Source organism: Streptomyces sp. MMG1533, assembly GCF_001279775.1.
In the GTDB taxonomy this organism is placed as follows: domain Bacteria; phylum Actinomycetota; class Actinomycetes; order Streptomycetales; family Streptomycetaceae; genus Streptomyces.
The window spans coordinates 160,001-180,525 of the sequence record NZ_LGDG01000156.1; the positions used below are offsets into that span (position 1 = coordinate 160,001).

The following is a 20,525-nucleotide window of genomic DNA, read 5'->3' on the forward strand; positions in this document are numbered from 1 at the left end:
AGCCCCTGGGCGTCAGCATCTGAGGATCAGCCCTTGAGCGTCAGTCCCTGAGGATCAGTCCTGAGGATCAGCCCCTGGGTGTCAGCCCTTCAGCTCCGCCGCCACCAGTTCCGCGATCTGCACCGCGTTCAGCGCGGCGCCCTTGCGGAGGTTGTCGTTGGAGACGAAGAACGCGAGGCCGTTGTCGACCGTCTCGTCCGCGCGGATGCGGCCGACGAAGGACGGGTCCTGGCCGGCGGCCTGGAGGGGCGTCGGGACCTCGGTGACCGCGACGCCGGGGGCGCCGCCGAGCAGCTCCTTCGCGCGCTCCACGGTGATGGGGCGGGCGAAGCGGGCGTTGACCTGGAGGGAGTGGCCGCTGAAGACGGGGACGCGGACACAGGTGCCGGAGACCTTGAGCCCGGGGATCTCCAGGATCTTGCGGGACTCGTTGCGGAGCTTCTGCTCCTCGTCGGTCTCGTTCAGGCCGTCGTCGACGATCGAGCCGGCCAGCGGCAGGACGTTGTAGGCGATCGGGGCGACGTACTTGTTCGGCGCGGGGAACTCCGCCGCCGAGCCGTCGTGCGTCAGCTTCGGCGCGTCGTCGCCGACCTTCTTGACCTGCTCGAACAGCTCGTCCACGCCGGCCAGGCCGGAACCGGAGACCGCCTGGTAGGTGGCGACGACCAGCGCTTCGAGGCCCGCCTCGGCATGCAGCGGCTTCAGGACCGGCATCGCGGCCATCGTCGTGCAGTTCGGGTTGGCGATGATGCCCTTGGGGCGGTTGGCGATCGCGTGCGGGTTCACCTCGGAGACCACGAGCGGTACGTCCGGGTCGCGGCGCCACGCCGACGAGTTGTCGATCACTACCGCGCCCTGCGAGGCGACCTTTTCGGCCAGTGCCTTGGAGGTCGAGCCGCCCGCGGAGAACAGCACGATGTCCAGCCCCGTGTAGTCCGCGGTCGTGGCGTCCTCCACCGTCACGCCGTCCAGGACCGTCCCCGCCGAGCGGGCCGAGGCGAACAGGCGCAGCTCGGTGACCGGGAAGTTCCGCTCCGTGAGGATCCTGCGCATGACCGTGCCGACCTGACCGGTGGCTCCGACGATTCCGACCCTCACGACGACTCCTTCACGTGGTGTGCTTGTGCCTGCTGCATGGCCGAGGTGTTTCCATCATGCGTCTCACCCCGACCCGCATGTCCAATCCTTTGCCCAAGGGACGGACAGTCATGGGTGGTCAGCCGCGGTTTTCGATCTCCCACTTGCCGATCGACCTGATCTGCAGATATCCGCTCGGCAGCCACTCCAGACCGGAAGCTGTGCTGACTCTGCGGAGGGGAAACAGGCGTTCGTCCAGTTCGAAGATGATCAGCATGTCGGCCAGGCCCACCGACTCGTGTGTGAGCAGCATCTCGGATTCCGGACCGGTGTGACGTACGACTCCGTATCCGTGCCCCTTGATCCGCTTGCCGAGCACGGGCACGGCGTCGAGCGACTGCGGCTCGATCCGCCAGGAGGTGCGGTCGGTGGCGGACACGATGACGAAGCAGGAGCCGTCCTCCGCGACCCACACCGGGCCGGTGGCGGGCCGGCGACGGCCTCCGGTGTTGGCGATGAGGGTCTTCTTGCCGACCGGGTGGTTCAGGGCGTGCGCCGTCAGCGAGCCGTCGTCGGACGACGTCCGGCGCAGCGTGAGCAGCATGGGCGGCCCGTCGTAGCGGAACACCACGCTGCCCGTGCCCTCGGCCGGGCCGGTCAGCAGGGGCGCCTGCTCGACGGGCAGTACCCGCAGGCTCCAGTCGCCCGCGTCCGTCACCCGGAACCGCCGCTCCGCTGCCCCTCGGAGAACACCACGTCGCGGCCGCGTTCGCCGTTGCGGGAGCCATCGAGGAACTCCCCCTCGTCCCCGTACTCGTCGACCCGCACCATCCCGTGGCCGCGGAAGCCGCCGCCCTCGCTCCGGATCGCGTACTCGAGGAGGGCCGGCTGTCCGGGCGCGGGGTTGACCAGCGTGATCGTCTTCTCGCCGCGGCCCTGGTAGACGCCGGACGCCTGCGCACTCGTCTGGTCGAAGACCGGCAGCGGGCGGGCCGTGAGCTCCCAGGCGCCGTCGGCCTCCAGGATGAGCAGGAGGGGGCCGTCGGTGACGGGGACGGTCTGGCGGAGCCGGTCGCTGTCGTTGACCAGCAGGTCGCGGTCGTCGAGCCGGTGCAGCTTCGAGGCCTCCAGGCTCCACATGCCCATGTAGCCGGTGCCGTCCTCGTCGCCGGCGAAGTCCAGGTCGAGGTCGGCCGCGGTCCCCGTGTAGGCGACGACCTCGGGGCCGTATCCCCGGAGCGGGGCGGTGCCGAGCTGCCGCAGCACCGACAGGGGCCGGATGTGGACCGTCCAGGCGTTGTCCGCCTCCACCCGCAGCCGCAGCGGCCGGTCCTGCGGGGGCTGGACGAGGGCGCGGCCGCGGAAGTCGCGCAGGGTGGTGTTGTAGACGAGGTCGTCGTCCTTGTTGCGCCGGTTCAGGGTGTGCATGCCGAAGTAGCCGTCCCCCTCGTGCCAGACCTCGACGATCACCGGGCCGGGCGGGAGGGGCACGGTCACGGAGACGACGCCGTTGCCGTGGCCCTGCTGGGTGTACGGGGGGAAGTCGGGGCCGAAGGAGTGAGGGACCGCGTCCTGCGGGGGAGCGGGGGAGGCGACGGGGCGAGGCGGCGGCGGACCCGCGACCGTCGCGACCGCCGGCGAGGGAACGGGTTCCTCGGTCGTCATCGCCGGCGAGGGAACAGGTTCCTCGGTCGTCATCGCCGGCGCGGGCACCGGTTCCGCGGTCGTCACCGCCGGCGCGGCAGCCGGTTCCTCCGTCTCCACCGCGATCCCGAAGTCCGTGGCCAGTCCCGCCAGCCCCGAGGCGTACCCCTGCCCGACCGCCCGGAACTTCCACTCGCCGCCCCGCCGGTAGAACTCCCCGAGCACGAACGCCGTCTCGCTCGACGCGTCGGTCACCGCGTAGTGCACCTGCACCGCGCCCTCGGCGGTCAGCACCTGGACGTACAGTCCGGGCACCTGCCCGAAGACGCCCCCGTCGCAGGATCCGGCTATCAGCACCCGCTGGACCGTGGGCTCGACGCGCGCCAGGTCCACCTCCAGCCACTCGGCGAGCTGCCCGGCGCCCTCGGCCGTGCCCGTGTGCCGTACCGCCCCCGAGGGGTGCGCGGGCTGGTTGTAGAAGACGAGGTCGGCGTCGCCGCGCACCTTGCCCGCGGCGTCGAGCAACAGGGCCGAGGCATCCACGTCCGGGGCCCCGGCGACCGCCTGCCGGCAGACCGCGACCCGCAGCGGAGCTGCGGGAACAGGCGTGTTGGCGCCTTTGGTGAGGTGCGTCATGGGGCACATCGTGACAGTGAAGACAGCGTGAAGAAAAGATCTAGGAGACGGAGCCGAACGTTCCGGCCGCCACCGGCGTCATAGAGCAAACGCGGCGAGGGGAGGGGTGCTTGTGCTGCGCAGAAAGACCCGCCAGGGCCAGGGGACGGACGACCTCCTGGACCCGGCTCAGGAACGGCGGGTGCGTGCGGTGCTCGCGCTCGGCGGGGTGCCGCAGGCGGACCTGCCGGACGGGGTGCAGCAGGTCCGCCTGCGGTTGCTGGAGCGCGCGGCGCGGGGCGACGAGGCGCCGCGCGACGTGTCCGCATGGGCGGCGGTCGTCGCCTCCAACCTGGCGATGGACTGGCACCGGGCCAAGCGCCGACAGGAGCGCGTCGGCGAACGCCTGGCCTCCCTGCGCCCGTTGGAACAGCCCTCCGACGAGGACACCAGCCTGCTCTCCCTCGCCGTCGCCCGGGGCCTGGACGAACTCCCCGACGCCCACCGGCAGATCCTCGTCCTGCGCTTCTACGCCGATCTCCCGGTGCGCGGGATCGCCGAGGAACTCGGCATCCCCGAGGGCACGGTGAAGAGCCGGCTGCACACGGCGGTACGGGCCCTGCGCGCCCGCCTGCACGAGGACGAGGTGGTGTGACGTGACCGCCGAACACGACGGGCGCACCGGCATGGACGCGCTGATGGCCGCGATCACCGAAGAGCCCCTGTCGGACGCCGCCCGCGCGGACGCCGCCTTCATGGCCGAACACCGGTCGGCGCAGGCCGACCTCGCGCTGCTGCGCGAACAGCTGGGCCTCATCGGACAGGCGCTCGCGGAACCCCCGCGGGCCACCCGAGCCCCCGAGCCCGTTCCCCCGCGACCGTCCCGCATCCGGCGCCGTACGCTCAACCTCGCCTTCGGCGGCCTCGCGGTGGCGGCCGCCGCGGCTCTGTTCTCGGGCATGGCCTGGCTGTTCGCGCAGGCCGGGGACGGCACGGACGCCGGGGCGAGCAGCGACAGCGCGGCCTCCAAGGAGGACTCCGACGGGGGCACCCTCTTCGGCAGCCCGCGCTACTTCGCCTGCTCCCGCCTGGTCGCCGAGGGCAGGGCGACGGCCGTGGAACAGCTCCCCCGCACCGAGTTCGTCCGCGTCACCGTGCAGGTGACGCGCTACTACAAGCCGGAGAAGCCGGGCGCGGACGACAAGAAGGAGCTCACCTACCTGATCGACAGGAACATCGTCCCCGGCCTCCGCGAGGGCGACCAGGTGCTCTTCGGCATCCCGAACGGCGAGCGCCAACCCCAGTCCTGGCTCGTCGGCGAGAAGCAGATCGCCCAGGACAGGGCCCGGTTCACCGTCTCGGCGGCCGAGTCGCGCGGGCTCACCTGCTGATGACGAAGGGCGGGCGCCCGTCGGTACCACGACGAACGCCCGCCCTGACAGCCGTGATGACTACGGCGTGACCTTCTCGATCTTCACGCTGCCGATGCCCGCGACCGTGCCGCGCGCGTTGAGCAGCTGGACCTGGCCGAAGAACTCACGGCCCTCCGGGGCGGCCGCGGCGGCGGTGACGCTGCCGGAGACCGTCGTGGAGTCTCCCGTGCCCAGCTTCACCGGCGTCGAGTCGTCGACGGTGACGGTGCCGAGCGCGGCGGAGAAGAACACGTCCTGGTAGTCGTACGCGGTGGAACCGGCCGGGATCGCGTAACCGATGACCTCGATGGTGTACGTGCCGGCGGCCGGGGCGGCCACGGACACGGACTCCTCCGAGTCACCGTCGGCCGAGCTGCCCGCCTCTTCGCCCGCCGCGTCGTACACGACGAGGTCGAGGTCGGCGGCGGCGTCGGAGACGTTGCCGATGACGACGTCCAGGGACTTGGCGCCCTCGGGCACCACGACCGTGGTGGTCTGCGTCTCGCCCTCGGCGATGGTCGGACGGGCCGACTTGGCCGAGCCGAGCGGACCGCCGGCCAGCTTGCCGTCGACGGCGGCGAAGTTGTTCGTCACCTTCCAGGAGGCGGTGGCCGGGGTGCCGACCTTGGCCTCGGGCACGGTCACGGTCTCCGGGTCGAAGGCCGCGCCGAGGACGGCGACGTCCAGCTTGTACGGGTTGTCGAGCAGCGGCGACGTACGGCGCGACTCGACCTCGATCTCCCAGACGCCCGGCACCGGGTCGGCGTACGAACGCACGTCGGGCTTGCAGCCGTTGCCGTCGAGGTAGTTGTTGTAGCAGTACGGGGTGCCGGTGTTGTCGATCGGGACGCCGTACGGGTGGATGGCGATGAACCGGGTCTGGCTCTTGTCCTTCAGCCCTCCGATCGCGACCTCGAGGGACTTGGCGCCCTCGGGCACCGTCACGAAGTACGACTGGGTGCTGTTGCGCTGGACCGTGTTCGACGCCGAGTAGGTGTACTTGACCGGCGCGGAGACCACGACCGTCGTCATGACCTGCTTGTCGATGCCCTCGGTCTTCGGGTCGTCGACCTCGAGGATCGCGCTCTTGAGACCCGCGGACTTGGGCGCGGCCTGGACCTTGACGGTCACCGGCTGGTTCAGCGGCAGCTTCACCTCGTCGGAGCCGACGATCCGGAAGGTGCTCGCCGCGTTGTTCTCGAAGTGCAGCTCGTGGCGGATCGCCTTGTCGGCGCCGGACGTACGGGTGATGGTGACGTCGTACGTCTTCTTCTGGCCGGCCTTGAGGCCGCCCTCACGGTCGTACAGACCCGTGCCGAAGCCCGGGGTCTTGAGGAACTGGTCGACCGCGGTGTCGACCGGCGCCTTCACGGTGTAGTCGTGCGCGGTGGCGCCGTCGAGGATCGAGTCCCAGGCGTCCTCGATGTTGATGAGGCCGGCCCCCTCCTCGTACGCCTGCACACCGCTGATGTGGTCGGCGGTCGAGGTGAGCGCGGTGCGCAGGCCGGCCGGGGCGAGGTCGATCTTCTTCGCCTTGGCGGCGCTCAGCAGCAGCGCGGACGCGCCCGCGGCCTGCGGGGACGCCATCGAGGTGCCCTGGAGCATGCCGTAGCCGGCGGGCAGGGTGTAACCCGCCTCGGCGACCGGGGCGCCCGGCAGCCAGGTCTGGATGGTGTTGATGGCGGCGCCGGGCGCGACGAGCGTCGGCGTGAAGCCACCGTCCTCACGCGGACCGCGCGAGGAGAACGGCATCATCGCGTACTTCTTCTCCACGACCGAGCCGTAGTTGGCGGCCCAGGTCTGCTTGGAGATGGACGCGCCGACCGAGATGACCTTGTCGGCCAGGCCCGGGTCGCCGATCGTGTTGGCGCCGGGGCCGGAGTTGCCGGCCGAGATCACCAGCTGGACGCCGTAGGTGTCGATGAGGCGCGTGTACAGCTCGGCGCGCGCGTTGTTGCCGTCGTTCAGCGCAGGCAGGCCGCCGATCGACATGTTGACGATGTCGACACCGCGGTTGACGACCAGGTCGATCATGCCCTCGGTGAGGGCGACGTTGGTGCAGCCACCGGTCCAGGTGCAGGCACGGGAGGAGACGATCTTCGCGCCCGGTGCGGCACCGTTCATCTTGCCGCCGAACAGGCCGTTGGCGGCGGTGATGCCGGCGACGTGCGTGCCGTGCTCGGACTCGATGACACCGATGTTGACGAAGTCGGCCTTCGCGCCGGCCGCGTTGTAGACGACGTCCTTGCGGATCTCGACGACGAAGGGCTGGCGCTCGGCGACGTCGGTTGCCGGGTTGTCGGTGCCGAACCAGCCGATCTGGAAGCCGTCCTTGTACGGCTTCATCGGGGTGTCGTCACCGAAGTCGTTGTTGTTGTTCAGGTCCACGCGGACCGTACCGGCCGCGGCGTCGTACAGCACGCCCCAGACGTCGGTGGTGTCGCCGTCGCGGTTCGCGTCGCCCGCGGCGTCGCCGCCCGCGGTGGCGGACTCGCGGAAGACGTTGATCTGGTACGACCCGGCGGGCGCCGTCCAGGTCTTGCCGCTGTACGTGAAGGTGGGCCCGGACACCGGGGTCAGCATCGCGCGCCAGGTGGCGTCCTGGTCCCCGACCGGGTCGGTCGCCGTCACCCAGTCGACGATCTTCCGCTCGCCGGTGGTGGTCTTCTGCAGCGCCGGGTGGGAGAGGTCCACGCCCGAGTCGAGGACGCCGATGGTGACGCCGCGGCCGTCCGCCTTCGGGTGGTCCTCCACGAAGTCGACGGCGCCCGTCTCGAAGGACGGGTTGTACGGGTTCTCGGCGGGGGTGTTCTTGTTCGGCGCCGCGTAGGCGGCCGAGGTCTTGCCCGCGGCGCCCTTGGCGGTGTCCGCGCTCGGCGTCGGGTCGTCCAGCGGGATGTCCTGCCGCAGGTCGATGCCGTGCACGGAGGACAGCTTCACGGCGGCGGCGATGGCCGAGTCCGCCTTGCCGGTCGGGACCGTCGCGCGGACGTAGCCGAGCTTGTCGTAGGTGCGGCCGACCAGGCCGCCCTGGACCGAGTCGAGCTGCTCGGCGACCTTCTCGGTCTGCCCGGGCGCGGTCGCGACCATCATCGTGACGGTCTTGTCGCCGTCGGCCTTGGCCTCGGCGAGGACGTCGGCGTCGTCGGAGCCGAGCTTGTCGTGGGCGGACTTCACACCCGGGTCGGCCGCGACGGGGGCCTCGGCGTCGGCGAGGGCCATGGGTATCGGCCCCGCCGCGGAGAGCGCGGCCACCAGACCGGCGGCCACGGCTATCCGGGCCACGCGTCTCGCGCCGGGTATCGGTTCGCGCTGGGGGGTGAGGGTCATCGGCATCCCTTGTAGGTAAAGGAACGAGCAGGTGGCGGCCGGGACCGATCGGTCCTGGTCGCAGCGGCCCGGAATGCGATCCCGGACGATCGCACAGCTTTACGCATGGGAAGGATGATTAGGGAGAGTTGACCGAATCGATATGGGCGCATGGGGAAAACCCCCGGTGCCCTTTGGGGAGATGAGCCGCGAAAGGGGCAAACACCTCAGGGGCCCCCGGTTCAACCCTTCTTCAGCACCAGCTCCGTGTTCCGGTCCTTCGACTCCCCGGCCAGGTCCGTGCGCGCGCCCGGCGCGTTGTAGGACAGCTCGCGGTAGAGGGCGGCCAGGCCGGTCTGGGAGAGGTCGGTGAAGTCGGTGCGGTGGGGAGCCGAGGACTCGATGCAGGTGGTGAAGAGCGAGATGGTGCCGTCCTTGTTGTCCACCAGCTCGATGACGCGGGCGAGCTGCGGGTAGTCGACGTGGGAGGCGGTGGAGATCTCCCAGAAGGAGCGGCCGTCGGGGGCGGAGTGCGGGGTGATGTCGTTGCGGTGGATGTGGCCGTTCACCCAGGCCAGGACGTTCGCGTGGCTGCCGAGGAGGGCGACGACCTCCTGCCCGTTGTGCCGCCGCTCGCCGGGTCGGGCCGGGTCGGGCCGGGTGTTGGTCATGGACTCGCTGGTGTGGTGGCTGAAGACGACCGCGTACGAGTCCTTGTTGTCGCGCAGTGTCCTGTCCAGCCACCTCAGCTGGGCCGTCCCGATGGAGCCGTTGTAGTGGCCGCCGGGGTCGGTGGTGTCGAGGCTGATGCCGATGACGTCGTCGGCGATGCGGAAGCTGTAGTACTGGGTGCCCGCGTCGAGGTTGGCGGAGGAGTAGCCGTGGCCGACCGGGCCCACACCGCGGTAGGCGGGGTCGAGGTGGGCCTTGAGGTAGTCGGCGGCGGTGTACGGGGCGCGCTTCTCGTCCGGCGTGACCGAGCGCATGTCACGGGTGTGCGCCTTGAGCAGGTCGCGGAACGCCGTCCCCTTGGGGTCCTTGCCGTTCTTGATGGCGTCCTGGAGCTTCTTCGCCTCGGACGCGGACAGGCTCATCAGCTTCTTGCCGCCGATGGCGTGCTCGGCGAGCCAGGAGTCGCCGTGGCCGTAGCAGCCGAGCGGCAGGGAGTCGTGGTTGCCGACGGTGGAGTACCAGGGCAGGTTGAGACCGGGGCTGTTCAACTCCCGTACGGCGGCGGCCAGGAAGCCCTCCAGGTGCGGGAACCCGAGCTGCTTGTCGGCGTCGCGCACGGTCGCGTCGGGCTGCCAGTACTGCTTGAGGCCGCTGTTCTGGACGCCCTCGTAGTGGCGCGGGTCCCCGGAGTCGGGGGTGATCCGGCCGCCGCTCATGACGGTCAGGAACCACTCGAGCTCGGTCCTCGCGTTGTTGTCCGTGTTGTCTCCGGTCGTCATCGCGAAGTGCAGCGGGGCGCCGGTGACGGGGGCGCCCCGCAGCGCGTTGACCCGCTCGACGAGCGAGACCGCGCCGTGCACGGTGAGCGCCTCGTGCGGCCGCCAGGCGTGGATGTCCGTGGAGCGCAAGTACTCGAGGCGCATGGGGTGCTGGGCGTCGATCAGGTGCAGATCGGTGAGCTGCACGAACGCGGCGAGCGTGGTCCGGCGCCCGGCCCGGCCGGTCTTCGGTGTGGCGAGCTCGCTCCGCACCCGCCGCGTCCAGCCGGGGCCGTCGCCCAGGCGCCGGTAGCCGGAGCTCGTACGCGGGGCGGCGACGGAGGCGAGCGTGGTGCCGCGGGTGTACGGCGCCAGAGGCGCGGCCGGGGCCTTGCGGGACTGGGCCACGGGCGCCCCGGCCGCGCCGGTGTCGGTGGCGGAGGTGGCGGCCCGGCTGTCGGTGGGCCGCAGGGCGTAACCGACGCCCGCGGAGACGGATACGGCCGCGGTGGCGGCGAGGACGGTACGGCGGTTGATCCCCAGCGCGGAGCTGGCGACAGAGCGTGTGCGCGACATGGCGCGATCTCCCCGAGTGCGAACTGCGTCGGCAGTGGTCGCGGGCGATCGCCGACAGTCGCTGCCGCGAACTTCCCGCTCTCCCTGGATCGTTGGCACCGGGAATGACCTGCGCGTGAACGAGGCGGCAACGCGCAACGCCGATCACCGTACGTGGATCTTGGACTACCCTGCGCGTCTGCGACCGCTCCCCGGCCGGCCCGGAGACGGTTACTCCGTGTTCATCTCTCCGGGTAGGGGAGCAGTTCCCGACGGGGCTTCGGCCGGGTTCTCCACCCGTCCCGACGGCGGCCGTTCCCGCCACAGCCGCAGCCCGACGTCGACCATCCTCACCCGGTTCAGGTCCGGCACGGCATCCAGGTCGTGCCAGGCCGCCATGTCCGTGGAGCCGCCGATCTCGTAGCGGAGGTCACCACCGGTGATCCGGGCCTCGTAGACGAGGCGGACGCCGTGGTGGTCGAGGGTCCGGCCGAAGCGACGGGGGAAGGCGCGGCGGAACGAGTGCATGCCGAGCAGCGCGGTGACCTCGACGCGGTAACCGGTCTCCTCGGCCAGTTCCCGCACGACGGTGTCATGGGGATCCTCGCCGTGCTCCATCCCGCCGCCGGGCAGTACCCACTCCGGCGGGCCGCCGTCCGGCGCGGGGGACCGGGAGAGCAGGAGCTGTCCGTCGCGGACGCATATGGCGTAGGCCGCCACCCTCAATTTCCTTCGCACCCATGGACGTTAACCTGCCGGACCGACTGTCCCGGGCCACAGGGAAAAGGGCCGAAACCCACTCAACTGGCGTACTGCGCCTCAACCTTGGCGACACCCGCCGGGTCTGTCCCCCCGACCCCGCTCGACGACGGGACGACGAGCGGAACGACAACGGGGAGATGGACATGATCGTACGTACGACCCTGATGGCGGCGACGGCCGTGGCCCTGACGGCAGCCCTGGCCGGCCCCGCGATCGCGGCGGCGCCGACCGCAAGCGGCGGCAGGCACGACGCGACCCGCGAGGCGATCGAGGCCGCGGTGAAGGACGGAGTGCCCGGCGTGACGGCAACGGCCGAGGACGGCCGGGGCGTGTGGTCGGCGACCGCGGGTGTGGGCGACCTCGGGACGGAGAAGCCGCGTTCGCCGTACGACCGATACCGCGTCGGCAGCATCACGAAGACGTTCGTCGCCACGGTGCTCCTCCAACTGGAGGCTCAGGGGCGCCTGTCGCTGGACGACAAGGTGGACAAGTGGCTGCCGGGACTGGTCCACGGCAACGGCCACGACGGCGGAAGGATCACCGTCCGCCAACTCCTCAACCACACCAGCGGCATCTTCAACTACACGGACGACGAGACCTTCGTACGGACGTACTTCCTGAAGGACGGCTTCTTCAAGCACCGCTACGACCACCGCACGCCCCGGGATCTGGTCGCGATCGCCATGTCCCACAAGCCCGACTTCGCGCCGGGCACGTCCTGGAACTACTCCAACACGAACTACGCGCTGGCCGCGCTGGTGATCGAGAAGGTCACGGGCCGCCCGTACGGAGCGGAGGTCCGCGACCGCATCACCGCGCCCCTGAAGCTGAACGCCACCTCGGTCCCCGGCACCCGGCCCACCCTCCCGCAGCCCAGCAGCCGCGCCTACGGCAAGCTGGCCGAGACGACGACAGGACCGACGTACGACGTCACGGAACTGAACCCCTCCCTGGCCTACGGCTCCGGCGACATGATCTCCAACTCGACCGACCTGAACCGCTTCTACACGGCCCTGCTCCGAGGCGACCTGCTCCCCGCCCGGCAACTGAAGGCCATGAAGACCACGGTGCGGGCAGAGGGCTTCCCGAACGCCGGCTACGGCCTGGGCCTGATCGACCGCAAGCTGAGCTGCGGCGTCCACGTCTGGGGCCACGGCGGCGGCATCCACGGGTCTTCGTCGGAGGCGGTGACGACGGCGACAGGGCGCCACGCCCTCGCCTTCAACTTCAACGGGGACTGGGCCGGGGACAGCGATGCGGTGATCGAGGGCGAGTTCTGCGGCAAGTAGCGGTCGCGCCGGGCCCCGCAGCCGCGGGGCCCGGCGCCGGTGCGCTCCCGGCGACGGGTCGGCAGGAGCAACCCGGAGAGTTTCACGGGGACCCCGGTCCGTCACTATCGGGGCAGCACGACGACGTACGCGGCCGGGTCACGGTCGCCGGACGCCATGAGTGCCGTACGGATCACCGCCGCCTGCTGCTCCATCGCGTCCCTCAGCTTCCTCGGGGTGATGTGGACGACCGTGATGCCGAGCCGCTCCAGGTGCTCGCGCTTGCGGGCGTATTCGGACCAGAGCACGTCGTTGTCCTGACAATGGCCTTCGCGGGGCGCGCGGGTGTCCAGTTCCACCGCCACCGCCTGTTCCGGCCAGTACGCGTCCAGGCCGCCCAGGTGCGGGCCGCCCGGCAGACGCAGGTCCACGTTCCAGACCGGGTCCGGCAGGCCGTACTCCCGGACCATGGTGTGCAGGCGGTCCTCCGCGATCGACCTGCTCTCCGCCAGCAGCGAGTCCACCGCGTCGACCACGTGCGGACGGCTCAGCAGCTTGGCGTTGTTCAACTCCCGTACCACCGCCGCCGGTTCGCAGTGGCCGGCACGCACCGCCTCCGTCAGCAGGCTGCGTACGGCGCCCGCGTCCGTCAGTTCGGTCACCGCGTCGGCGAGCGCGCGCGGGACGGGGGCGACCGGGACGCCGGTGACCTGCTGCGGGGTGGGCATGGACGTCGTACGGACGACGCGTGCGCAGCCCGTCGTGCGCAGGCGGCGCAGGCGGGGGACCAGGACGTCGATCCGGTCCAGGGTCGTCAGCGGGGGCGTGCCGGAGAAGCCGTGGAGGGTGAGGGCCGCCAGGCCCGTGATCATCGCCTCGGAGTACATCGGCCGGTGCGGTTCCGCCGCGCCCGGCTGGGCCGGGACCCCCGTCGCCCGCTCCTTCGCCGCGTACATCAGCACCCCGTGCAGCCGCTCCTCGCTGGTCGGCGGGCCGGGGTGGAGCAGGAAGACGCCGGGGAGCAGCGGTTGCCACGGGCCGCCCGGGCGGCACTGCTCGTTCGTCTCGGCCGGGGAGACGCCGTGCGAGCGGAGTTGCGCGGCCGTCGCGACGCGGCGGTGCACCTCGGTGAGGTGGTGCAGGGGGCGGGGGGAGAGCGGCGGGACCGGGGGGAGTGGCGTGTTGTGGTTCATGGCGTGCAGGTTCCCGCCGTCGGTCCCGGTTTTAACCGCTGTTACACGGTCGTCGACAAATGCGGACAAGGCAGCACTAAAGGACGGGTGTTCGGATGCCGAGTAGACACGGAAAACCCCTGGTCCATTCGGATGGGACCAGGGGTTACGGCTCCTATTGCCTGAATTCCGTAACGGTCAGGAAGTGCCCGATCGTGGGCCGAGGATCACTGGCCGGCTGCTCCCGCGTCGCACGCCTGTCCCCGAAGCCCCCGTGCCAGATCGTCCCGCGCCTCCAGCACCAGCCTCCGCAGCGCCGGAGCCGCGTCCTCGTGGGCCGCCAGCCACGCGTCCGTCGCGTCCAGCGTCGCCTGCGAGTGCTGGAGGGACGGGAACAGGCCCTCGACCACGTGCATCGCGATCTGGATCGACCGCTCCCGCCACACCCGCTCGATCACCGCGAAGTACTTCTCGGCGTACGGCGCGAGCAGCTCCCGCTGGGACGGCTGGGCGAAGCCCGCGATGGTCGCCTCGACCAGGGCGTTCGAGAGGGCGTCGGACTCCGCGAGCTGCGCCCACGCCTGCGCCTTGACCGCCGCCGACGGGCGGGCGGCCAGGCAGCGGACCTGGTGGCGCTTGCCGGACGCCGTGTTGTCACGGGCCAGTTCGGCGGCCAGCACCCCCTCGTCCGCCGCCCCGTGTGCCGTCAGCGGCTGCAGGAACGCCCAGCGCAGCTCCTGGTCCACGTCCAGCCCGTCGATCTTCGCCGTGCCCTCCAGCAGGCCGCGCAGCAAGCCCAGATCGTCCGCACCGGACGCCACCGTCGCGAAGAACCGGGCCCAGGCCAGCTGGTGCTCGCTGCCCGGCTCGGCGGCCCGCAACTCCCGCAGCGCGCCCTCGGCCAGCAGGCGCTCACCGACCGGTCGCCAGTTCGGCGCCACGTAGTTGACCAGCGCCGAGTTGGCCCACGCGTGCAGCATCTGCAGGACGCCGATGCCGGACTCGCGGCCCGCGAACCGCAGTACCAGGTCCACGAAGTCCCGCGCCGGCAGCAGCGCGTCCCGCGTCATGTTCCACAGCGCGGACCAGCACAGGGCGCGGGCCAGCGGGTCGGTGATGTCGCCCAGGTGACCCTTCAGCGTCTCCAGCGAGGTCTGGTCGAAGCGGATCTTGCAGTACGTCAGATCGTCGTCGTTGACCAGGACCAGGTCGGGGGCGTCCGAACCGGCCAGCTCCGCCACGACCGTACGCGGGCCCTGCACGTCCACCTCGGCTCGCGCATACCGCTCCGGCGCCCCCGACGCCGAACGCCGGTACAGGCCCACCGCCACCCGGTGCGGCCGCAGCTCGGGGTGGGACTCGGCCGCCTCCTGAACCACCGCCAGCTCGTCGACACGGCCGTCCGCGGCCAACAGCACCTGCGGGGTCAGCGAGTTGACCCCGGCCGTCTGCAGCCACGCCCGCGACCACGCGGCCATGTCCCGGCCGCTGGTCTCCTCGAGGACCGACAGCAGGTCGCCGAGGCGCGTGTTGCCGTACGCGTGCCGCTTGAAGTAGCGCCGCGCGCCCTCCAGGAACGCGTCCTGACCGGCGTACGCCACCAGCTGCTTCAGCACCGACGCGCCCTTGGCGTACGTGATGCCGTCGAAGTTCAGCTTGGCGTCCTGGAGGTCGCGGATGTCCGCGGTGACGGGGTGGGTGGAGGGGAGCTGGTCGGCGCGGTAGGCCCAGGCCTTGCGGCGGTTGGCGAAGGTGATCCAGCCGTCCTTGAAGCGGGTCGCGCCGACCAGCGCGAAGGCGCCCATGAAGTCGGCGAAGGACTCCTTGAGCCACAGGTCGTCCCACCACTCCATGGTGACGAGGTCGCCGAACCACATGTGCGCCATCTCGTGCAGGATCACGTTGGCCCGGCCCTCGTAGGACGCCTGCGTGACCTTGCCCCGGAAGATGAACTCCTCGCGGAAGGTCACCAGACCCGGGTTCTCCATCGCGCCGAGGTTGTACTCGGGGACGAACGCCTGGTCGTACTTCCCGAAGGGGTACGGGTAGTCGAAGTGGTCGTGGAAGAAGTCCAGGCCCTGCTTGGTGACGAGGAAGACGTCGTCGGAGTCGAAGTGGGGTGCGAGCCCCTTGCGGCACATGGCGCCGAGGGGGATCTCCAGACGGGTGCCGTCCTCGAACACGCGCTGGTACGAGTCCGTCACATAGTGGTACGGGCCCGCCACCACACACGTGATGTACGTCGAGATCGGCTTCGTCTCCGCGAACTTCCAGACCCCGTCGGCCACTTCACCGACGCCGTTGCTCCAGACCGTCCACTCCTCGGGCGCCCGTACCTCGAAGCGGAACGGCGCCTTGAGGTCCGGCTGCTCGAAGTTCGCGAAGACGCGGCGGGAGTCGGCCGGCTCGTACTGGGTGTAGAGGTAGACCTCGCCGTCCTCCGGGTCGACGAAGCGGTGCAGGCCCTCGCCGGTACGGGAGTAGGCGCACTGCGCGTCGACGACCAGCTCGTTCTCGGCGGCCAGGTCCTCCAGGGCGATGCGGGAGCCGTCGAAGACCTCGCCGGGGTCGAGGTCCCTGCCGTTGAGGGAGACGGTGGTCACACTCGGCGCGATCAGGTCCGCGAAGCTCGACGCGCCGGGCTCGGCACAGCGGAAGCGGATCGTGGTGACCGAGCGGAAGGTCCTCGGTCCGTCCCCGGTGTCGTCGCCGACGGCCGAGCGGACGTCGAGGGACACGTCGTAGCCGTCCACGGACAGCAGGGCGGCCCGCTCCCGGGCCTCGTCGCGGGACAGATTCTCACCGGGCACGGCGGCACTCCCTCGGGCGGTGTTCAGTATGCGGACAGGCTGATCCTGCCATGTGCTCCTGACAGCGGTCAGCGGGGAATGGGCGGGAGGCCGGTCGCTGTTGCACGTCGAAAGACCACCTTGTGAGGAGACCCATGTCCGAGACCGCCACCAGCTCCGGAAAGACCCCCGTCGACTTCTGGTTCGACCCGTTGTGCCCCTGGGCCTGGATGACCTCCCGCTGGGTGCTGGAGGTGGAGAAGGTCCGTGACATCGAGGTGCGCTGGCACATCATGAGCCTCGCGGTGCTGAACGAGGACAGGATCGACGAGCTGCCCGAGGAGTACCGGGAGATGCTCGCGACCAAGGCGTGGAAGCCGGTGCGAGTGGCCACCGCCGCCTGGCAGAAGCACGGCGCCGACGTCCTCGGCCCCCTCTACACCGCCCTCGGCACCCGCTTCCACAACCAGGGCGAGGGCCCGACCGAGGAGGCCATCGCGGCGGCCCTGGCGGACGTGGGCCTGCCCGCCGACCTGATCGAGTACGCCGACCAGAAGGACTTCGAGTTCGACGCCGAGCTGCGCGCCTCCCACAAGGAGGGCATAGACAAGGTCGGCCAGGAGGTCGGTACCCCGGTCATCGCCGTCCCCGGCGCCGACGGCGAGCAGATCGCCTTCTTCGGCCCGGTCGTCACCCCCGCGCCCAAGGGCGAGGAGGCCGCCAGGCTGTGGGACGGCACGCTCGCCGTGGCCTCGGTCCCCGGCTTCTACGAGATCAAGCGCACCCGTACGAAGGGCCCGGACTTCAGCAACCTCTGACCGGCCGAGTCACCTGGGGATGCCGGGTCGCCCGGGGATGCCGGGTCACCCGGGATCACGTGTCCGCGGCGGCCTCCTTCCGGAACTCCTCCGGCAGGCGGTCGCCGCCGCGTGTGTGATGCCACGGCTGGTACCACAGGCAGCCCACGGCCGTGCAGCGCCACAGGTCGTGCACGTAGTGACGGGGCCCCTTCTCCTTGCGGACCGCGGCCTTCTCGGCGTCGTCGAGCTTCCGGAAGTCCTGCCAGGTGCCGCAGGTCGGGCACGCCTTGCGGGTCATGGGCACCGCCCCTTTCGTTCATGCGCGCCCGGCTGTCGTCCACGCGCGTGCCCGATTGTCGTCCACGCGCGCGCCCGGTCGTCGTTCACGCGCGCGCCCGGTCGCGGGCTTCCGCCAGCCGGGTCAAGTGTTCCGCGTATCCCTTCGCGTAGTACGCCGCACGTGCCGCGTCCGGCTCGACGATCGATGTCGGCTTGGTCCAGACGGCCGTGTCCAGCGCCACCCCGTACCGCTCCGCCGCCGCGAGTACCGCGCCCCGCGCGCCCACCTCGCCCTCGACGACCCCGAGCGGTCGCCCGAGGACGTCCGCGAGCAGTCGCATCCAGGCGGGGCTGCGGGTGCCGCCGCCGCAGACGGCCAGGGTGCCTGTCAGGCCGGCCGCCTCCAGGCAGTGGCGGGCCGCGTAGCCGATGCCCTCGCACACCGCGCGGACGAGGTCGGCGGGCGTCGACTCCAGACAGACGCCGGTGAGTTCGGCACGCAGGCGGGGCTCGACGAAGGGAGCGCGCTCGCCCGAGGGCGCGAAGTACGGCAGCACCCGCACCCCGTGCGCACCGGGCGGGGTCGACGCGAGCAGGTCGTCCACCTGCTCGTGCCGTACGCCGGTCGTCGACAGCATCCAGTCCAGGGCGGCCGTGCCGACCATCGCGGGCATCGCGCGGAGCCGGTGGCCGGCGCGGTCGGTGGAGATGTACAGGCCGGCCGGTTCGCCGGTCAGGTCGAGGTCGGTGGTCGCGACCAGGGCGGCCAGACAGGTGCCGACGATGAGGAGGCCGTCGCCGGGTGCGGTGACGCCGGCGCCGAGGGCACAGGCCGGGAGGTCGTAGGGGCCGTTCGAGATGCGGGTGCCGGACGGCAGGCCCTCGCCGCGTGTCTCGGCTGTCGCGATCGGATCGCTGACCGGGGCGAGCAGGCCGCGGCGACGGGTCAGTCCCAGCAGCTCCACGACCCCGTTGTCGTACGTCCTCGTGCGCGGGTCGAGGAACGGCATGGAGGCGTCCGACACGTCCGTCACCGCCCGTGCCGCCCCCGTCAGGCGCTGGAAGACCATGTCCTTGCAGTAGACGGCGGCCCGCGCGGCGTCGAGGGTCTTCGGCTCGTGGCGGTCGAGCCAGGCGAGGAGCGGGCCGGGGCAGCCGGGGAACATGGCGCTTCCCGTGCGCCGGAACACCGTGTCGAAGGTGCCGTCCGCCAGCCACTGGTCCACCAGTTCGTGCGCCCGTCCGTCCATCCAGGAGGCCGCGGCCCGCACCGGCCGGCCCTCGGCGTCGACCAGCCACACCCCGTCGCCCTGCCCGGTGAGCCCGGCCAGCTCGACGGGTTCCGCCACCCGCGAGGTCAGCCGCTCAAGAACGCCGACGACGGCCCCGTACACCTCCTCCATGTCCTGCTCGACGCACCCGCCCTGCAGCGAGAGGCCTACCGGGCGGGCCTCGACGGCGAGTTCGCGGCCGGTGCCGTCGAAGGCGGCGGCCTTCACGACGGACGTGCCGACGTCGATACCGACGTACATGGGACTCTCCTTCGGTGTTCGCGACGAACGTCAGGTCAGGGCGAACATCAGGTCAGGCAGTGTGCGAGCGGCTCCCCGCGTGACCACCGCCCCACCTCCGCCGCCGCGATCGCCGCCGCCTTCTCGGCGACCGCGCGGCTCGCGCCGCCCAGGTGCGGGGTGAGTACCACGCGCTCCGCGAGGCCCTGGCCGAGCAGCCGGGACCCCGGCGGCAGCGGCTCCCGCTGGTAGGTGTCGAGGGCCGCAGCCGACAGCCTGCCGTCCTCGAGCGCGTCGCACAGCGCGGCCTCGTCCAGCAGGGCGCCGCGCGCCGCGTTCACCACGACCGCGCCGGGTGGCAGCAGTGCCAGCTCGCGGGCGCCGATCAGGCCGCGGGTCTCGTCGGTGAGCCGGGCGTGCAGGGTGATCACCCGGGAGCGGGCGAGGAGTTCGTCGAGCGAGGGCAGCCGCAGCCCGTGGATCTCGACGCGCGCATACGGGTCGTACACCATGACCTGCGCCCCGAAGGCGCACAGCACGCGGGCGACCCGGCTGCCGACGGCCCCGTAGCCGATCAGTCCGACCGGCAGGTCCTCCAGTTCCAGGCCGCCGTGTTCGTACGTGTAGTAGGAGGCGCCCTCCCAACTGCCCTGCCGGGCAAGGAGGTCGTGGGCCTGCGGGATGCGGCGCAGGGCCGCCAGCAGCAGGCCGACGGTGAACTCGGCGGTCGCGGCGGCGTTGCGGCCGGGCGAGAAGCACACCCGTACGTCGTGGTATTTGGCCGCGTCGAGGTTGACGTTCACCGGTCCGCCCCGGCAGACGACCACCAGACGCAGGCCGGTGGCGGCGGCCAGGACGCGCTCGGTGACCGGGCCCATCTGGGTGACCAGCACCTCCCGGTCGCCGAGCGCCTCGATCAGCACGTCCTCGGCGTCGCTCGCCTCCTCCACCTCGGCCACCCGGCCGAAGGGTTCCAGGGGCCAGCCGAGGGTCAGTTCCCGTACGTCGCAGGGGCGGGCCGACTCCCGGCCCACCGCCTCCTTGATCAGCGACGGCAGCACGAAGTGGTCGCCGGCAGCCAGGACACGTAAGGCTTCCTTCATCAACAGAGCGTGTGACGGCGGTAGCTGATCGTCAATCCTTCTCGCAGGACGAAATCCCGGGCGGAGTGGAAGGCCCACTGCAGGGCGGAGAGCACCGGGCGGCCGCCGGGAGGCCGGCTCCTGGATAGCGCGGATGGACCTGATACCGCGCCTGGACCTGGATACTGCGGATTCATGAGTACGACCCTGCTCCTGGCCCGGCACGGGCAGACGATCTGGCACGCCGAGAACCGGTACGCCGGTGTGAGCGACGTGCCCCTCACCGACACCGGCCGCGCACAGGCCGAGGCGCTCGGCCGCTGGGCCGCCGCCCACCCGGTCGCCGCGATCTGGACGTCACCGGTGTCCCGGGCCGTCGTCACGGCGGAGCCCGCCAGCCGCGCCCTCGGTCTCGTCCCGCACCGCGAACCCGACCTGCGCGAGTGCGACTTCGGCGTGGTGGAGGGCCGTACGCTCGCGGAGTTCGCGGCCGAGGACCCGGCCGCGGCGGAGGCCTTCCGCACGGACCCGGTCGCCCATCCCTTCCCCGCCGCCGAGGATCCGCGGGCGGCCGCCGGTCGAGGGGCCGAGGCCCTGCGCCGCATCGCCGCGGCCCACCCCGGCGAACGGGTCCTGGTCGTCGCCCACAACACGCTGTTCCGTCTGGTCCTGTGCACGCTGCTGTCGATCCCGGCCGGTGAGTACCGCAGAGTGTTCCCGCGGTTGCGCAACGCGGCGATCAGCGAACTGCGCGTGAACACCGACGGATCCGCCGCACTTCTCTCCCTCAATGTGCCGTGCGAGCCGGACCTGCCGTAGC

General features: G+C 71.3%; 16 protein-coding genes. 5 read left to right on the forward strand and 11 right to left on the reverse strand.

Going from position 1 to position 20,525, the window contains the following annotated elements; translation table 11 throughout:
* Window positions 1–81: 81 nt before the first annotated feature.
* The 3 genes from ADK57_RS17250 to ADK57_RS49950 form a co-directional block, all read right to left on the reverse strand.
* On the reverse strand, window positions 82–1,098 hold the full coding sequence (locus ADK57_RS17250; protein ID WP_053750353.1) for an aspartate-semialdehyde dehydrogenase: 1,017 nt from the start codon (window positions 1,096–1,098) through the stop codon (window positions 82–84).
* 118 nt (window positions 1,099–1,216) lie between these two features.
* Window positions 1,217–1,795, reverse strand: coding sequence for a hypothetical protein (locus ADK57_RS17255; protein ID WP_053750354.1), 579 nt, complete (start codon window positions 1,793–1,795; stop codon window positions 1,217–1,219).
* Complete coding sequence (locus ADK57_RS49950; protein ID WP_053750355.1) at window positions 1,792–3,357, reverse strand: TerD family protein; 1,566 nt, start codon at window positions 3,355–3,357, stop codon at window positions 1,792–1,794. Before ADK57_RS49950 ends, ADK57_RS17255 begins: the two co-directional genes overlap by 4 nt.
* A gap of 112 nt (window positions 3,358–3,469) precedes the next feature.
* On the opposite strand from ADK57_RS49950, the gene ADK57_RS17265 reads away from it, so the two are divergent.
* Both ADK57_RS17265 and ADK57_RS17270 read left to right on the forward strand, forming a co-directional pair.
* Window positions 3,470–3,991, forward strand: a complete 522-nt coding sequence (locus ADK57_RS17265; protein WP_053750356.1) for an RNA polymerase sigma factor — start codon at window positions 3,470–3,472, stop codon at window positions 3,989–3,991.
* 1 nt (window position 3,992) lies between these two features.
* Window positions 3,993–4,727: a hypothetical protein gene (locus ADK57_RS17270; RefSeq protein WP_053750357.1), complete on the forward strand. Its 735-nt coding sequence runs from the start codon at window positions 3,993–3,995 to the stop codon at window positions 4,725–4,727.
* Window positions 4,728–4,787: 60 nt separating this feature from the next.
* Here ADK57_RS17270 and ADK57_RS17275 read toward each other — a convergent pair whose 3' ends face one another.
* The 3 genes from ADK57_RS17275 to ADK57_RS17285 all read right to left on the reverse strand — a co-directional run bounded on the left by ADK57_RS17275 (window position 4,788) and on the right by ADK57_RS17285 (window position 10,762).
* Entirely contained in the window at window positions 4,788–8,078 is a 3,291-nt protein-coding gene (locus ADK57_RS17275; protein WP_053750358.1) for a S8 family serine peptidase, read from the reverse strand.
* Window positions 8,079–8,299: 221 nt separating this feature from the next.
* The gene (locus ADK57_RS17280; RefSeq protein WP_053750359.1) at window positions 8,300–10,063 is read right to left on the reverse strand and encodes a TIGR03767 family metallophosphoesterase; all 1,764 of its coding nucleotides are present in this window, start codon (window positions 10,061–10,063) and stop codon (window positions 8,300–8,302) included.
* Window positions 10,064–10,273: 210 nt separating this feature from the next.
* Window positions 10,274–10,762: an NUDIX hydrolase gene (locus tag ADK57_RS17285; RefSeq protein WP_053750360.1), complete on the reverse strand. Its 489-nt coding sequence runs from the start codon at window positions 10,760–10,762 to the stop codon at window positions 10,274–10,276.
* Window positions 10,763–10,947: 185 nt separating this feature from the next.
* Between ADK57_RS17285 and ADK57_RS17290 the strand changes: the two genes are divergently transcribed.
* Entirely contained in the window at window positions 10,948–12,093 is a 1,146-nt protein-coding gene (locus tag ADK57_RS17290; protein ID WP_234390237.1) for a serine hydrolase domain-containing protein, read from the forward strand.
* Window positions 12,094–12,197: 104 nt separating this feature from the next.
* On the opposite strand, the gene ADK57_RS17295 is transcribed toward ADK57_RS17290, so the two are convergent.
* Window positions 12,198–13,265 carry a hypothetical protein gene (locus ADK57_RS17295; RefSeq protein ID WP_053750361.1) on the reverse strand — a complete coding sequence of 356 codons (1,068 nt, stop codon included), beginning with the start codon at window positions 13,263–13,265 and terminating at the stop codon, window positions 12,198–12,200.
* 206 nt (window positions 13,266–13,471) lie between these two features.
* A complete protein-coding gene (pepN, locus tag ADK57_RS17300; protein ID WP_053750362.1) occupies window positions 13,472–16,054 on the reverse strand; it encodes an aminopeptidase N in 2,583 nt (860 codons plus the stop codon).
* Between the two features lie 134 nt (window positions 16,055–16,188).
* Between pepN and ADK57_RS17305 the strand changes: the two genes are divergently transcribed.
* Complete coding sequence (locus tag ADK57_RS17305; protein ID WP_053750363.1) at window positions 16,189–16,851, forward strand: DsbA family protein; 663 nt, start codon at window positions 16,189–16,191, stop codon at window positions 16,849–16,851.
* A gap of 55 nt (window positions 16,852–16,906) precedes the next feature.
* On the opposite strand, the gene ADK57_RS17310 is transcribed toward ADK57_RS17305, so the two are convergent.
* The 3 genes from ADK57_RS17310 to ADK57_RS17320 all read right to left on the reverse strand — a co-directional run bounded on the left by ADK57_RS17310 (window position 16,907) and on the right by ADK57_RS17320 (window position 19,726).
* On the reverse strand, window positions 16,907–17,131 hold the full coding sequence (locus ADK57_RS17310) for a hypothetical protein (protein WP_053750364.1): 225 nt from the start codon (window positions 17,129–17,131) through the stop codon (window positions 16,907–16,909).
* A gap of 85 nt (window positions 17,132–17,216) precedes the next feature.
* Window positions 17,217–18,644, reverse strand: coding sequence for an FGGY-family carbohydrate kinase (locus tag ADK57_RS17315; RefSeq protein ID WP_053750365.1), 1,428 nt, complete (start codon window positions 18,642–18,644; stop codon window positions 17,217–17,219).
* A 47-nt stretch (window positions 18,645–18,691) separates the two neighbouring features.
* Window positions 18,692–19,726, reverse strand: a complete 1,035-nt coding sequence (locus ADK57_RS17320; RefSeq protein ID WP_053750366.1) for a 2-hydroxyacid dehydrogenase — start codon at window positions 19,724–19,726, stop codon at window positions 18,692–18,694.
* Window positions 19,727–19,900: 174 nt separating this feature from the next.
* Between ADK57_RS17320 and ADK57_RS17325 the strand changes: the two genes are divergently transcribed.
* Window positions 19,901–20,524 carry a histidine phosphatase family protein gene (locus ADK57_RS17325; protein WP_053750367.1) on the forward strand — a complete coding sequence of 208 codons (624 nt, stop codon included), beginning with the start codon at window positions 19,901–19,903 and terminating at the stop codon, window positions 20,522–20,524.
* The last annotated feature ends 1 nt before the right edge of the window (window position 20,525 follow it).